The sequence below is a fragment of the Smaragdicoccus niigatensis DSM 44881 = NBRC 103563 genome (genome assembly GCF_000380645.1).
Taxonomy (GTDB): Bacteria; Actinomycetota; Actinomycetes; order Mycobacteriales; family Mycobacteriaceae; genus Smaragdicoccus; species Smaragdicoccus niigatensis.
The window spans coordinates 155,455-170,095 of the sequence record NZ_AQXZ01000017.1; the positions used below are offsets into that span (position 1 = coordinate 155,455).

Genomic DNA, 14,641 nt, shown 5'->3' on the forward strand with positions numbered 1-14,641 from the left:
ATGGAAGCGGATACGGAGTTGGGCTTCTCGGACCGGCTGTACAACAGACTCGGCTGGCGGTTGGTCGCCGCATTCGCGCCGATGATCTGGATCATCGGCGGGTTCCTACAAGCTGCATTGGTCTACGTGGTCGTCCGGATCTACCGGCTCACTGCCGCGCAAGTCCTCGAACTCGCTTTGTGGCTTGGCCTGTTGTTTGTCGTCTGCTTCGCAGCGTCACTCATCAGCGGAATGATCGTGAGTCGCCCTCTTCGGGGATTCGCTCGTGGGGAGGTAAGACCTGAGGTTGCCTGGAGATCGGTTGCCGAGTTCCCACTGAAATTCATCAAGATCAACTACACGATAGCAACTGTGGCGACACCCGTCGGACTGCTCTGCCTGGCGCAGGTCGTTTCTATCGATTGGGCGTTCATCGGGCTGTTCGCTTTCGGGATACTCGCCCTGTTTCTCTATCAACTTGCGCTCGGGTCGTTCTTGATGACCGTCTTCGTGCGCCCGGCGCTGCGGTCGATCGCCAGCAACCTCGACGGACCGCCACCACCCGATTCGGGATTTCGGCTGCTACCGCAAATGGTCTTCATCGTGCCGGCGTTGAGTGTGGCCACCGCGCTATTCGGCGTGGGAATCGGGTTCGATCCAGGCGAGGACGTCGGCGCTGCCGCCTGGCGGATGTTCATCGTCACCGTCATCGGTTGCGCGGCAACGATCCCCGTGACCTTGCTCTTTGCGCGGTCGGTCAAACTGCCGATCGAGGATCTGCTTGCCGGTACGAAACGTGTGAAGGTCGGTGACTACTCGAAGCCCGTTCCGGCGCTGTCGACTAACGAGCTGGGGGAGCTGGCGCGATCGTTCAACGAGGCAATGGACGGACTTGCCGAGCGACAGCAGTTGGCACGGGAGGTTCGGGCCTCTCGCATCCGGATCGTGACCGCTGCCGATGAGAGCAGCCGACGGGTCGAGCGGAACCTGCACGACGGCGCACAGCAGCACCTCGTTGCTTTGGCGCTTGACCTCAAATTGCTCGAGGAGATGCTCCCGTCGATGAGCGCAGAGGAATCTGTCGCGGCCGTTCGCGGAGCGTCGGAAACCGTGAAGGCCGCGCTCAACGAGCTTCGCGAATTGGCACGTGGACTACACCCCGCGGTCCTCACGACCGACGGTCTCGGTCCAGCGCTGAAGCAGCTCGCCTCGCGCGCAAAGGTGCCCGTGTCGGTGAACGCACCCGAGACGCGTTTCGCGCAGGAACTCGAGACGGCGGTGTACTTCGTCGCGGCTGAAGGACTGGCGAATATCGCGAAGTACGCGCATGCGTCCGAGGCGAGTGTCTCGGTCATGGACGGAGACGGCCGCCTTGTGGTGGAGGTCGCAGACAACGGAATCGGCGGCGCGTGCTCGAGCCCCGGATCCGGACTGTCGGGGCTGGCAGACCGGGTCGCGGCACTCGAAGGACGGCTGACCGTCGACAGTCCTGAGGGTCACGGCACGCGCATCCGAGCTGACTTTCCGGTCGCATAGTTGCCACGTCACCAGATCTCCGTGATAGCCCGGATGGGGAAGTCCACCAAACGGCATACGCTCATTTTGTGGGCGGCACGCGGACCCAAACCGAGGGGTGGTCGGACCGGGCGTATCGGCGTCTGGGCTGGCGGTGGATGCTGCTGTTCCCGATCTTGCTCTGGTCCGGCGGCTCCGTCGCATGGCTTCTGATCATCGCGGCATTCGCCCGACTGCGGCAGCTCACCGCCGACGAGGTGCTCGAAGTGACGGGCTGGGCGCTCCTCCTGTGGGTGTTCTGCGTATCGCTTGCGATCGTGTTGTGTGTCCGGGCCTGTCGGCCACTTCGCAGCTTTGAGCGCGGTGAGGGTAGCGCGGAGGAAGCATGGCGGGCGATTGCTGGTTTGCCCTACGGGATTGTGCAGTCGAACTGCCCCATCGTCGCGCTGATCACAGCGCCGGCGGGCCTGCTGATTGCCGCATCGGTCGAACCATTGTCCTGGCCGTTCACTGGCATCTATGTGCTGGCGTGCGTCGGGGTCTTCCTCTACAGCCTGGCCTTGGGAATCTTCGGTTCTTCGATCTTCACTCGACCAGTTCTTCGATCGATAGCGCTGAAGATCGACGGTGCACCGCCGATGAACTCGGGGATTCCGTTGACGAAGCGACTGCTGTTCGTCGTGCCCGGGCTTTGTATTGCCACCGCGATGGTGGGTAGCGGGGTCGGAATGACCCCTGGGCAGGATCTTCACCTTGCTCTCACCCATATCGCGATCGCAACGGTGTTGTCCGCGGCCGGCGCCATTCCGCTCACAGTGCTGCTGAGCAAGTCCGTTCGCGATCCGATCGAGGACCTGCTCGAGGGAACCAAGCGCGTCCAGGCAGCCGACTACCGCACGCCGGTTCCTGCGCTGTCGACCGACGAACTCGGACAACTCGCTCGTTCCTTCAACGAGGCGATGGACGGACTTTCTGAGCGGCAGAAGCTTTCCCGGGAAAATCTGCAGCTCCTGGACGAGGTGCGAGCGTCGCGGACGCGCATTGTGGCGGCCGCAGATGCGAGCCGGCGCCGGATTGAGCGCAATCTTCATGATGGTGCGCAGCAAAGGCTGGTGGCCGTCGCTCTGGATCTCAGCATGCTGCAGGATGCGGCTCAGGCGATGTCGCGCGAAGACATCGGAAACGCGATCGGTCAGGCTTCGGCGGACATCAAGGATGCGCTCGCGGAGCTGCGCGAACTCGCGCGCGGACTGCATCCTGCGGTGCTCAGCACCGATGGTCTGGCGCCTGCGCTGAATCAGCTCGCGACGCGATCGAAAATGCCAGTCGCGGTGAATGTCCCAGAGTCTCGATTCCCGGCTGAGGTCGAAACCGCAGCCTATTTCGTCGCTGCGGAGGCTCTCGCGAATGTCGCGAAGTATTCGCGGGCATCCCAAGCAAGTGTTTCCGTCGAAGCAGGTCATGGCCGGGTTCTGGTCTATGTCTGCGACGACGGAATCGGGGGAGCGACGCTCGGAAATGGCACCGGCCTGGCCGGACTCGCCGACCGGGTCGAAGCTCTGGACGGCAAGCTCACGATCGAGAGCCCGGCCGGGCATGGCACGACGGTCATGGCTGAAATTCCGGTGGACGGCAACGTGGCCGTCGACCGCGACTCATACGAATTGGAAGGTGGGCTCCAGTGGGCACGCGGGTACTGATCGTCGACGACGCCGAGGTCTTCCGGTCAAGGGCGAAGAGGCTCTTGGAAGCGGCCGGATACGTGGTGGTGGGCGAGGCCGGTGATGCTCGGGAAGCCGTCGAGCAATGTCGCCTCCTGCATCCGGACGTCGTCCTGCTCGATGTTCAGCTTCCCGACGGTGATGGGTTCACCGTGGCGGAGGCGCTCGAGGCGCAGGAGCTGAAACCGACTGTGGTGCTTGTGTCGAGCCGGGAAGCGTCCGACTACGGAAGTCTCATCGAACGCGCGCCAGCTGCCGGTTTCATCTACAAACCGGACCTTTGTCGCATGACATTGCAGGCTTTGATCGGTAAGGCCAGTTAACCTACTGGCGATGAACCGCGAGCAGTCTCCGCTGCGACTTGTTGTCGCCGATGATTCCTTGCTGCTGCGCGAAGGTCTGGCGAAGGTGCTCACCGCGCGCGGGTTCGATGTCGTCGGACAAGCTGGAGACGGTGACGAGCTCATCCGTGAGGTTGCCCGGCACGAGCCGGATGTCGCTCTCGTCGACATTCGGATGCCTCCCACGGGCACTGATGAAGGGCTGCGCGCAGCCGCCGAGCTGGGCCGGAAGTATCCGGACGTCAGCGTGCTGGTGTTGTCCGAATATCTCGAACCGCGTTACGCCACAAGACTTCTCGAAGACGGCACGCCGGGCCGTGGCTACTTGCTCAAGACCTCGGTTACCGATCTCGACGCCTTCGCCGCGGCGATCCGGCGCGTGGCCGCGGGCGAGTCGGTCGTCGACCATGCGATCGTGCGCCGCGTGCTGGGCAGTCTGCGCGAGCGAGACAAGTTGGTCGACCTGACCGACCGCGAACGAGAAATCCTGGGTCTCATGGCGCAGGGCCGTTCCAATGCGGGAATTGCGGACCAGTTGACGCTCGGTCTGCGAACGGTCGAGACGCACATCGGTGTCGTGTTCCAGAAGCTCGGACTCACCGATACGCGCGACGATCATCGTCGAGTTCTTGCCGTCTTGGCGTTTCTGAACGCCTGATCAGGCCAGCCAGTTTCCGCCGTGCACCCTCACGCTGGTCCGGCGGCGCGGCGCAACCTGCGTAAGGGTGCAGGGCGCCGACCGTCAGCTCAGAAGCGGGTTGACGAGGGGAAGTTCGGCGACGACTCGTGTGCCGTTGCCGCTCGGGCTTTCGACCGTGAGCCGACCACCGATCGCGGCGACCCGGTCGACGAGGCCACTCAAGCCTGAACCTGATGCCGGGTTTGCGCCGCCAATTCCGTCGTCGGCGACCTCGATCCGAAGGTGGCCGTCGAGTTGCGCGGCAGCGACGGAAGCCCCGGTCGCGTGCGCGTATTTGCCGACGTTGGCCAGCGCTTCTGCGGCGACGAAGTACGCAGTCGTCTCGACGTGTTCCGGGAAGCGGGCGTCGGGCGCACTGACAGTGACCGGCAGTTTTGCTCGTGTCGCCAATTGGTTGAGGGCAGCCCCGAGGCCGTCGGTGGTGAGGACGGCCGGGTGGAGGCCGCGCGCGAGATCGCGCAATTCGGCGAGGGCTTCCTTGAGGCCTTCGGCGAGCTGCTGGTGTGCCGTGGCGAGCTCCGGCGCGGACATCGTCGCGGCCATGGATTCGAGCATCCGAACATCGAGGGCGAGAGCGACGAGCCGTTGTTGGGCGCCGTCATGGATATTGCGCTCGATTCGTTTGCGCGACGCGTCCGCAGCGGCGACGATCCGCGCACGGGATTCGCGCACTTCGCGCGCCATCTGCTGGCGTTCGGACAGCGTCGCCATCGCTTCGTTGAGCGAGGTCGCAACCGCGCCAAGCTCGTCAGCCCACGCTTCCGGAACAGGCTGCGTGTAGTCGCCGCGCTTGATGCGTTCGGTCGCGGCTTGGAGGTTCGCGAGGGGTGTGAGTACCGAGTGGGCGAACATGACCGTCACCGGAGTCCAGGCAACCAGTGCGAAAGCAGACGTCGCCAGGATGACGATGATCGTGGACATCGTGATCCTGGTGCCGCTGGGCTGCGCGAGGACCGCACCGGTGGCGGTGGCGCCAATGCTGAGCGAAGGGATGAACATGATCAGGCGTGCGCGCAGCGTGACGGTCTGCGGCCCGGGTTGCGCGCCGAGACTACGCAGTTCCGTGAGGAACGGACGCACGATGGCTGCCGCGCCGTAGATGACTCCCGTCGCGGTCACCGAGGTGACCATGAGGACGCCCATCGCAGTGATGACCAGGAGTGGTATCTCGACGCCATAGACGTGTCCGAATCCGATGAAGGCAGCCGGCGCGGCCCACACGGTCACCAGCACGAGGCCCTGCTGGGAGATCTTGATTGGCAGCGCAACAACGGCATCCCAGCCGGCCGTGAGATCGGCGCCGTGATCGAGGGCGCGCCGCAGTGGTGCGCAGGCCCGGATGGTCAGGAGCACCGAGCAAGTGCCGCTGATCGTGCAGATGACGGCGACCCAAAGACCGAGTCCGATCAGTTCACGGTGTGAAATTGGCTGCACTCGAAAGAGATTGAGCGTCGCACCTTCGCTGAGAACGAGCCCGAGCAGCCAGAACGTACCGGCGATGAGAGGCCACACCTTCCAGCCGAACCTGGCGTACAACCGGTCCGCAAGGTCGCGACGGGGAATCTCAACCATTCGATTGCCACCCGTTCAGTGGGAGGTCGGCGGTGATGCGCGTCCCGCCGCTTTGCGGGCTGTCGACGGTGAACCGACCGCCGATAGCCGCGACGCGGTCGGCCAAGCCGCTGAGACCAGAGCCGTTGGACGCTGATGCGCCGCCCACCCCATCGTCAACGATCTCGATGCTCAGGTGGCCGTCTCGGCGGGTGGCGGTCACTGTCGCGGTCGTCGCCCGAGCGTACTTCGCGATGTTGGCCAGCGCTTCCGCAGAGACGAAGTAGGCCGTCGTCTCGATCTGTTCGGGGAAGCGCTCCTTCGGAACCGTGATCACCACCGGAATCTTGGCTCGCGTCGCCAGTTGCTGCAACGCCGGTGCGAGTCCATCCGTGCTGAGGACCGCCGGATGAAGTCCGCGGGCAAGGTCGCGAAGTTCCGCGAGCGCCTCCTTGAGGCCTTCGGCGAGTTGTCGAACGCCGGCGGCCGCGTCTGCGCCGGACAACGTTGGAATCTGCGATTCGAGGAGGCGTGCATCAAGCGCGAGTGCGACAAGCCGTTGTTGGGCACCATCGTGGATATTGCGCTCGATGCGCTTGCGTGAGGCGTCCGAGGCGGCGACGATGCGGGCGCGCGATTCGCGGACTTCGCGAGCCATCCGCTGTCGCTCCGCAAGTCCCGCCATCGCTTCATTGATGGAGGTGGCGACGGCACCCAACTCGTCTCCCCAGGTCTCCGGCACGGGCTGTGTGTAGTCCGCGCGCTTGATGCGCTCGGTTGCGGCCTGGAGGTCCTTGAGTGGGGTCAGCATCGAGTGGGCGAACATGAATCCAATGGGCGTCCAGACCGCGCATCCGAATGCTGTGGTCACGATGATGACCGCGACCATCGACCACGTGACTCCACTACCCGTCGCCTGTGCGAAGCCTGCTCCGGTTGCGGTGGCACCGATGCTCAGTGTCGGGATGAGCAGCAGGAGGCGCGACCGCAGAGTCACCGTTTGAGAAGCGAGCGGAGCGCCGAGATCGTGGAGCACACCAAGAAAGGGGCGCACCAATGCGGTCCCGAAGTAGATCAACCCGGTACTAGCAGCTGCGGAGACCCCCAGCAGACCGAGCACCGGCATGAACAGGACCGGAATCTGGAAGTGGTAGACGCGCCCGTATGCCATGACAATGGTTGGAATCCCCAAGGCGGCGGCAATCGAAAGGTGTGTCGCGACCATCTTGATGGGCAGCGAAATCACGGCGTTCCAGCCGCCGACGAGGTCTGCGCCGTTGTCCAGAGCGCGACGCAAAGGTGCGCAAAACCGGATGGTGACGAGAGTTGAGACACAACCGCCGATCACACACATGAGGCCCGCCAAGAGGGCGAGTCTGATGGCGGAGCCCGGGGGAGTCGGTTGGATACGCGCGAGGTTGAGCGAACACGCTTCGGTCACCACTAATGCGAGCAGCCAGAACGTGGCGGAGGTGAACGGCCACACCTTCCAGCCGAACCGGGCATAAAGCCGGTCCGGGAGGTCGCGCCGAGGCGTGTCAGCCATGGGGCGTTCCGTTCACGGGGAGATCCGCGGTGATTCGCGTTCCCTTGCCAGATTCGCTTTCGACAGTCAGCCGGCCGCCGATCGCCGCGACCCGGTCCGCGAGGCCGCTGAGACCAGAGCCGTTGGCGGCGAATGCGCCGCCGACCCCGTCGTCGGCGATGACGATGCTGAGTCGGCCGTTCACATGCGTCGCGGTCACGGTGGCGTGGGAGGCTCGCGCATATTTTGCGACGTTCGCCAAAGCCTCGGCTGCTACGAAGTAGGCGGTCGTCTCGACCTGTTCGGGGAGGCGCTCCGATGGTGCGTCGACGGAGACCGGGACCGCCGATCGGGTCGCCAACTGGGTCAGTGCCGGCCCGAGACCGTCCGTCGTGAGGATTGCCGGGTGGAGGCCGCGCGCGAGATCGCGCAGTTCTGCCAGCGCCTCTTTGAGCCCTTCGGCGATTTGTTGAACTGCGGCGATCGTTTCGTCGTCAGACATGGTCGGGATCTGCGACTCGAGCAGGCGGGCATCGAGCGTGAGTGCGACGAGACGCTGCTGAGCACCGTCATGAATATTGCGTTCGATCCGCTTTCGCGAAGCATCCGCCGCGGCGACGATTCGGGCGCGGGATTCGCGGACTTCGCGCGCCATCTGCTGGCGCTCGGATAGTCCGCGCATCGCCTCGTTGAGTGAGACCGCAACGGCGCCCAGTTCATCTGCCCACATCTCGACAATGGGCTGCGAATAGTCGCCGTGTCGGATTCGTTCCGTCGCAGCTTGGAGGTCGGCGATCGGAGTCAGCATCGAGTGCGCGAACATCGCCGTCACCGGAGTCCACATGAAGAGCGCGAAGGCCGAAGTCAGAGCGATCGCGACAATGGTCGATGTGGTGATTCCGATGCGGGTGGGTTGAGCGAACGCGGCGCCCGTCGCCGTGGCACCCACGCCGATCGGGATCAACAGGATCAAGCGCGTCCGCAGAGTCACGGTCTGCGAGCTCGGGAGTGCGTCGAGCTTCTTGTACAAGTCGGTGAGCAGCGGGCGGACGAGGACGGCGGCGCCATAGATCAGAACAATGACCGTGACCGCAGTGATCTGGCTGATGCCGACGACCGCGTAGATCAGCAGCGGCACTCGGAAACCAAAGGCGTGCACAAAGCCGAAGATCACTGCGGGTGAGATCAAGACAAGCCCCACTGTCATGCTGCGGATCGCGAAGCTCAGCGGGAATGAAACGGCTGCCTGCCATGCCGCCGCGAGGTCCTTTTGGGTGCGGGCGGTGCGCCGCAGCGGCGCCACCAATCGCAGTGCGATGAAATGCGCGACGACCCCGGCTATCCCGATCACAACTGCGACCAAGACGGCGAGAAAGATCGTTTCTCTCTCCGGAATCGGTTGCATTCGAACGACATTTAGCGTTGCGACCTCGCTCAGAATCAGTCCGAACGTCCACACCGCAGCGGCGACGAGGATCAACACCTTCCAGCCGAACCGGGCGTACAACCGGTCCGGAAGGCTCGGGTGTCGAGTCTCAGCCACTGGATGCCCACCCGTTTACTGGGAGATCCGCGACGATTCGCGTGCCCCTTCCAATCTCGCTGTCGACGGTCAGTCGGCCGCCGATCGCCGCGACGCGGTCAACCAGGCCGCTGAGTCCGGAGCCGCTCGTGGCGGATGCGCCGCCGACCCCGTCGTCGGCGATCTCGATGCTCAGGCGACCGTCTTCTTGCGCAGCCGTCACTGTCGCGCGTGACGCACGAGCATATTTCGCGACGTTGGCAAGTGCTTCTGCCGCAACGAAATAGGCCGTCGTCTCGATCTGCTCGGGGAAGCGATCTGGGGGAGCGGTGACCGAGATCGGAACCTTTGCCCGCGTCGCGAGTTGCTGCAAAGCGGGTGCGAGTCCGTCGGTGCTGAGTATCGCCGGGTGCAGACCGCGCGCCAGATCGCGCAATTCCGCCAGCGACTCCTTCAGGCTTTCGGCGAACTGTTCGAGTGCTGCGTTGATTTCATCGGTCGACATTGTCGGGGCGGTCTGCTGCAGCATTCGAACGTCGAGGGCCATCGCGACCAGACGCTGCTGGGCGCCGTCGTGAATGTTGCGTTCGATGCGTTTGCGCGACCTGTCTGCGGCCGCCACGATTCGGGCGCGGGACTCCCGCACTTCCCGCGCCATCTGTTGGCGTTCGGAAAGCGCGCCCATGGCGTCGTTGAGCGAGCCGGCCACCGCGCCGAGTTCATCGGCCCACACCAGGGGTACGGGCCTTGTGTAGTCGGCCTTCTTGATGCGCCCGGTCGCGGCCCTGAGATCGGACAGTGGTGTGAGGAGCGAGTGCGCGAACAGCACTGCGACTGGCGTCCAAAAGACAAACGCGAAGCATGCGGTCAGGAGAATCGAATAGACGGTGTCGGAGTCGATTCCAGCGCCCGCTGGCTGCGCCCACTCAGCTGCGCCAGATGCGGTACCGACGCTGAAGACGGGAATGAAAAGGAGCAATCGGGTCCGCAAGGACAATGACTGCGCGGCGGGCGTCCGGCCGTCCAGTCGCGGCTCCAGATCGGCCAGGACCGCACGCAGCAGGAGAGGTACCCCATAGGCCAGGGCGGTAAGGGTTGTGGCGGGAATGATGAGGCCGCCAAACGCGAACCAAAGCATCATGGGCAAGTCGTAGCCGTAGACGGCAAAGAAGCCGATCGCAATGCACGGCAGAGCCCACACAACGATGACAGCGACACCTCTCTTGATCAACCGACCGGGCAGGGCCACGGTGGTGTTCCATGCGGTCGCGGCTTCACTGCCATTCGAAGGCAAGGTCCGCAGCGATCGACATCCTCGGATTGCAGCGACCACGGACAGCAGCGCGCCGATCGAAAGCGTGAATGTGATCCAGAGGCACAGACCGATGTACTCATCGACAGGGGCGGCACGAACGCGTTGGGTGTTCCAGGCGCCCGCGATTGTCATCGCCAATCCGGAGGCCCACGGAATGGCAGAGGCGATCGGCCACACCTTCCACCCGAACCGTGCGTAAAACCGTTCGGGGAACCCGCGTTTGGGGGTGTCCAAGGTCGGCGTGTCTGCGGACACACCTAACCCTAAGTCCGCGGGCCGATCGGCCGATCCGTGCTGGTACGGAATCTACGTCGTGATAAGCGATCCCGCGAGGGGCAGGTCTGCGGTGATGCGTGTCCCGCGGCCGATGGGGCTGTCGACCACGAGTACCCCGCCAATCGCCGCGACGCGGTCAGCCAATCCCACCAGTCCAGAGCCGGGATGCGGGCGGGCGCCGCCGATGCCGTCGTCCGTGATTTCGATGCGAATCATTTCGTGTCGTTCACTCACGACGACCGCGGCATTGTTTGCATGCGCGTACTTGGCGATATTGGCGAGCGCCTCCGCGACCACGAAGTAGGCGGTCGTCTCGATCTGGTCGTCGAAGCGTGTCGGTGGAACGTCGACCGTGACAGGCACGCGTGCGCGGTTCGCCAGCTGTTGGAGAGCGGGGCCCAGCCCGTCGGTGGTGAGGACGGCGGGATGCAGGCCGTGGGCGAGGTCCCGCAGTTCAGCGAGTGTCCCCTTGACAGCTTCGGCGAGTTGGTCGAGCGTCCGTACCACCTCGTCGCAGCTCATCGTTGGCGCGAGAGACTGGAGCATGCGGATGTCCAATGTCAGGGCAACCAACTGCTGTTGAGCCCCGTCATGAATGTTGCGCTCGATCTTCTTCCGCGAGGCATCGGCCGCGGCCACGATGCGTGCCCGGGATTCGCGTACCTCATCTGCCATCTGACGGCGCTCGCTGAGCCCTCGCATCGCCTTGTTCAGCGACGCTGCCAGTGATCCGAGTTCGTCCACCCAGTAATCGGGCACCGGCTGGCGGTAGTTGCCGTTTTCGATGCGTTCGGTGGCGGCGAGCAGATCGGAAAGTTGGGACTGCATCGATCGCGCAAACAAGAAGACCAGCGGGGTCCAGATGAGAAGCCCAAAGACCGCCGAAAAGGCGATCGTGAGTATTGTGACGGCTCCGATGCCGCCTCCCTTGGGCAGGCCGATTACGGCTCCTGTAGTCGTAGTCGCCACGCTGAATACCGGGATGAGGAACGCGAGCCGGGTTCGTAGGGTCATCGTGTGCGACGGCGGCGGTTGTTCCAGCCGCGTCATGAGATCGGCAACAAACGGCCGTACCAGGATCGGGGTCGCGAACATGATGCCGGCGATCACGACCGGCAGGGTCATCGACGCACAGATCCACATGAAGACGAACGTGCGCGCGTCCGCTCGCAGAATTGCCGCCATCACGAACGAGCCGGGAACCCCGACTCCAAACGCCAAGATGAGGCAGGTTCGGGTCATCCGCCGCGGCAGATGGACGATGGTTTGCCACTGGGCCAACAGGTCGGATTGTCCCGTGGGAGCCCGACGCAACGGCCCGGAGGCGCGCACGGTGTCGACGACGAGGAGCGGTACTCCGATGAAATACCAGAGGGTCTGGAAGGCGAGGAGCGTAACGAAAGTGCTGGTTGGTAGAAGCAGGAGACGACTGAACTGGAGCCAGATGCCGTAGAGCAGGGGGACGGCGGGAACCCAGGCGGCGGCCGCCGCTATCGGCCAGACCTTCCAGCCGAAACGGGCATAGAGGCGATCAGGCACGGATAGTCGTCGCACGTGCTCGGTGCCGTTGTTTTCGTCGGCGTGACGCGACGGTGTGTCTGCCTTGGACACACTTCACACGCTACGAGAGATGCGATGTCTGTGGTTCCGTGCCCGCACGGAACGCCCAGATCCGAACGAGAACTACAACGGCAGTTCGGCGACGATGTGGGTGCCTGATCCGATCGGGCTGTGCACGCTGAGTTTGCCGCCGATGGCGGCGACGCGGTCGGCCAGTCCGCTCAACCCCGATCCGGCGTGGGGAGTCGCGCCGCCGATTCCGTCGTCGACGACTTCGATGCGGAGTTGGCCGTCTAGTTCGTGCACCGTGACCGACGCCTTCGTGGCGTGGGCGTATTTGCCGATATTGGCGAGCGCTTCGGCGGTGACGAAGTAGGCGGTTGTCTCGACTTGCTCGGCGAAGCGCGTGGCCGGCGCGTCGATCGAAATCGGGACCCGGCCACGAGCCGCCAACTGGTGCAGCGCCGGACCAAGCCCGTCGGTGGTGAGAACCGCGGGGTGCAGTCCGCGCGCCAGGTCACGTAGTTCAGCGAGTGCGTCCTTCAGACCCTCGGCGAGCTGTCGATGGGCTTGGGCGAGTTGGTCGGCGGTCATCGTTTGGGCGAGCGTTTCGAGTAATCGAGCATCGATTGTGAGGGCGACGAGACGCTGCTGCGCACCGTCGTGAATGTTCCGCTCGATCTTCTTTCGGGAGGCATCGGCCGCGGCCACGATGCGGGCCCGGGATTCGCGTACTTCGTTGGCCATCTGTCGGCGTTCGCCGAGTCCGCGCATCGCCTTGTTCAATGACACCGCAAGGGAGCCGAGTTCATCGACCCAGTAAGCGGGGACCGGCTGGGTGTAGTCGCCTTTTTCGATGCGATTGGTGGCGGCGACCAGGTCGGAGAGTTGGGCTCGCATCGATCGCGCGAACAAGGACACCAGCGGAGTCCAGACGAGGAGTCCGACAGCTATCGCCACGACCATGGTGACGACGGTCGCGGCGTGGACACCGCTGCCCTTGGGCACGGCAATGACGGCCCCGGTTGCGGTGGTTGCCACGCCGAATACCGGGATGAGAAACGCAAGTCGGGCGCGAAGGGTCATCGTCTGGGCTGGCGGGGGTTCTTCCAAACGCGTCAGGAGGTCGGCAACAAAAGGTCGCACCAGCAGTGGCGTCGCAAACATGAGTCCGGCGATGACTGTGGTCAAGGTCAAGATCGCACAGAGCCATACGAACACGTACACGTGAACATTGGCCCGCAGAATCTTCTGCATCACGAGCGAACCAGGTATCGCCAGGGCAAGCGCCATGAGGACGCAGGACCTGGTGATCCGCTGCGGCAGAAGGACAGTCGCTTGGAACTGGGTGACGAGATCAGACTGCTCTGCCGAGACGCGGCGCAGAGGCGCGCAAGCGCGCACTGTATCGGCGACGAGAAGCACCAGTCCGATCGGGAACACGACGGCATAAAGGACGGTGATTTCAATTAGCGTGCGATTCGCGAGCTGCAGGATCCGACTGATCTGGAACCAGACTGCGGCGAGCAAGAGAATGAGGACCGTACACGTTACGGCCGCCGTGATCGGCCACACTTTCCAACCGAAACGCGCATACAACCGATCGGACAATCCGTGACCGGGCGCGTACTCGACGCTCGCCAGTGCGGCGGCGATCGCTGGGGGCGTGTCAGTGGACACACTTCGAACACTAGGGATTCAGGCAACGATCGGTGATCCGTGCTCACACGGAAAAACAGAACGGCCGGTCTGATTACAGACCGGCCGTTCTTCTCAGGGTGACCGACGGGGCTCGAACCCGCGACATCCAGATCCACAATCTGGTGCTCTACCAGCTGAACTACGGCCACCATGCTGCCGCCGAAGCGGCGTGAACGATACTAGCGTGCGATCCCGGCCGAACGCCAATCGGTTGTCAGCGGCGGGGAAGTGTCTCCGTGACGGCCGCGATCTCGCTGGCAGACGGGCCAGGATCGGCCACGAATGCGGTCTTTCGGTAGTAGTCGAGTTCGCGGATCGACTCCTTGATGTCCGCGAGCGCGCGGTGCGCGAGACCCTTCTCGGGCTGGCCGAAGTAGATCCGCGGGTACCAGCGCCGGCACAGCTCCTTGATCGACGAGACGTCGATCATGCGGTAGTGCAGGAACGTGTCCAGCTTCGGCATGTCGCGGGCGATGAAGCCGCGATCGGTGGCGATCGAGTTTCCACACAGCACGGCCTGCCCCGCAACGGGGATGTGCTCGCGAATGTAGGCGAGGATCTGTTCTTCAGCTTCGGCCATGGTGACGGCCGATGCGCGTACCTCGTCGGTGAGCCCGGACTTGGCATGCATGTCCGCAACGACTTTCGGCATGCTGGCGAGAGCGTCCTCATCGGCGTGGATGACGATGTCGACACCCGCGCCGAGAACGTTCAAGTCGGCGTCGGTCACTAGAGCGGCTACTTCGATCAGCGCATCGGCGTCGAGCCGAAGCCCGGTCATCTCGCAGTCGATCCAGACGAGTTTGTCCTGCACAGGACAACACAGTAGCGAACGACGGGAACTTGTCGGTGCCCGGCGTCGGGGGGAGGTGCGAAACGGAACGGTGCTTCGTCAGAAGTGTCATCGAGATAACGCGATGACGAGGCCAGCAGAG

The 14,641-nt window shown here is 64.0% G+C and carries 11 protein-coding genes and 1 tRNA gene; 4 read left to right on the plus strand and 8 right to left on the minus strand.

The annotated features are described in order from the left end of the window. From F600_RS30415 to F600_RS0113490, 4 genes are all read left to right on the plus strand, one after another. Positions 1-1,515: a HAMP domain-containing sensor histidine kinase gene (locus F600_RS30415; protein WP_018161150.1), complete on the plus strand. Its 1,515-nt coding sequence runs from the start codon at positions 1-3 to the stop codon at positions 1,513-1,515. Positions 1,516-1,583: 68 nt separating this feature from the next. Then, positions 1,584-3,194: a HAMP domain-containing sensor histidine kinase gene (locus F600_RS30420; RefSeq protein WP_245541532.1), complete on the plus strand. Its 1,611-nt coding sequence runs from the start codon at positions 1,584-1,586 to the stop codon at positions 3,192-3,194. Further along, positions 3,176-3,538, plus strand: a complete 363-nt coding sequence (locus F600_RS0113485) for a response regulator transcription factor (protein WP_018161152.1) — start codon at positions 3,176-3,178, stop codon at positions 3,536-3,538. Before F600_RS30420 ends, F600_RS0113485 begins: the two co-directional genes overlap by 19 nt. A 10-nt stretch (positions 3,539-3,548) precedes the next feature. After that, positions 3,549-4,214 (plus strand): response regulator transcription factor, encoded by a 666-nt coding sequence (locus F600_RS0113490; protein WP_018161153.1) that lies wholly within the window; start codon positions 3,549-3,551, stop codon positions 4,212-4,214. Between the two features lie 84 nt (positions 4,215-4,298). Here F600_RS0113490 and F600_RS30425 read toward each other — a convergent pair whose 3' ends face one another. The 8 genes from F600_RS30425 to orn all read right to left on the minus strand — a co-directional run bounded on the left by F600_RS30425 (position 4,299) and on the right by orn (position 14,520). Then, on the minus strand, positions 4,299-5,828 hold the full coding sequence (locus tag F600_RS30425; RefSeq protein WP_018161154.1) for a sensor histidine kinase: 1,530 nt from the start codon (positions 5,826-5,828) through the stop codon (positions 4,299-4,301). Next, the gene (locus F600_RS30430) at positions 5,821-7,353 is read right to left on the minus strand and encodes a sensor histidine kinase (RefSeq protein ID WP_018161155.1); all 1,533 of its coding nucleotides are present in this window, start codon (positions 7,351-7,353) and stop codon (positions 5,821-5,823) included. The genes F600_RS30425 and F600_RS30430 overlap by 8 nt, the downstream gene beginning before the upstream one ends. Continuing rightward, positions 7,346-8,875 carry a sensor histidine kinase gene (locus F600_RS30435; protein WP_018161156.1) on the minus strand — a complete coding sequence of 510 codons (1,530 nt, stop codon included), beginning with the start codon at positions 8,873-8,875 and terminating at the stop codon, positions 7,346-7,348. The genes F600_RS30430 and F600_RS30435 overlap by 8 nt, the downstream gene beginning before the upstream one ends. Beyond that, entirely contained in the window at positions 8,868-10,424 is a 1,557-nt protein-coding gene (locus F600_RS30440; protein ID WP_018161157.1) for a sensor histidine kinase, read from the minus strand. Before F600_RS30440 ends, F600_RS30435 begins: the two co-directional genes overlap by 8 nt. Positions 10,425-10,475: 51 nt before the next feature. Continuing rightward, a complete protein-coding gene (locus F600_RS30445; RefSeq protein WP_018161158.1) occupies positions 10,476-12,056 on the minus strand; it encodes a sensor histidine kinase in 1,581 nt (526 codons plus the stop codon). A gap of 72 nt (positions 12,057-12,128) precedes the next feature. Continuing rightward, the gene (locus F600_RS30450) at positions 12,129-13,685 is read right to left on the minus strand and encodes a sensor histidine kinase (protein ID WP_018161159.1); all 1,557 of its coding nucleotides are present in this window, start codon (positions 13,683-13,685) and stop codon (positions 12,129-12,131) included. A gap of 97 nt (positions 13,686-13,782) precedes the next feature. Beyond that, positions 13,783-13,855, minus strand: a tRNA-His gene (locus tag F600_RS0113530). A 65-nt stretch (positions 13,856-13,920) separates the two neighbouring features. Next, the gene (gene orn / locus F600_RS0113535) at positions 13,921-14,520 is read right to left on the minus strand and encodes an oligoribonuclease (protein ID WP_018161160.1); all 600 of its coding nucleotides are present in this window, start codon (positions 14,518-14,520) and stop codon (positions 13,921-13,923) included. Positions 14,521-14,641 lie beyond the last annotated feature (121 nt).

Bases quoted from the DNA above. Each gene is read 5' to 3' on its own strand.
- F600_RS0113490 (WP_018161153.1), top strand. From the start codon at position 3,549: ATGAACCGCGAGCAGTCTCCGCTGCGACTTGTTGTCGCCGATGATTCC.
- F600_RS30425 (WP_018161154.1), bottom strand. From the start codon at position 5,828: ATGGTTGAGATTCCCCGTCGCGACCTTGCGGACCGGTTGTACGCCAGG.
- F600_RS30430 (WP_018161155.1), bottom strand. From the start codon at position 7,353: ATGGCTGACACGCCTCGGCGCGACCTCCCGGACCGGCTTTATGCCCGG.
- F600_RS30415 (WP_018161150.1), top strand. From the start codon at position 1: ATGGAAGCGGATACGGAGTTGGGCTTCTCGGACCGGCTGTACAACAGA.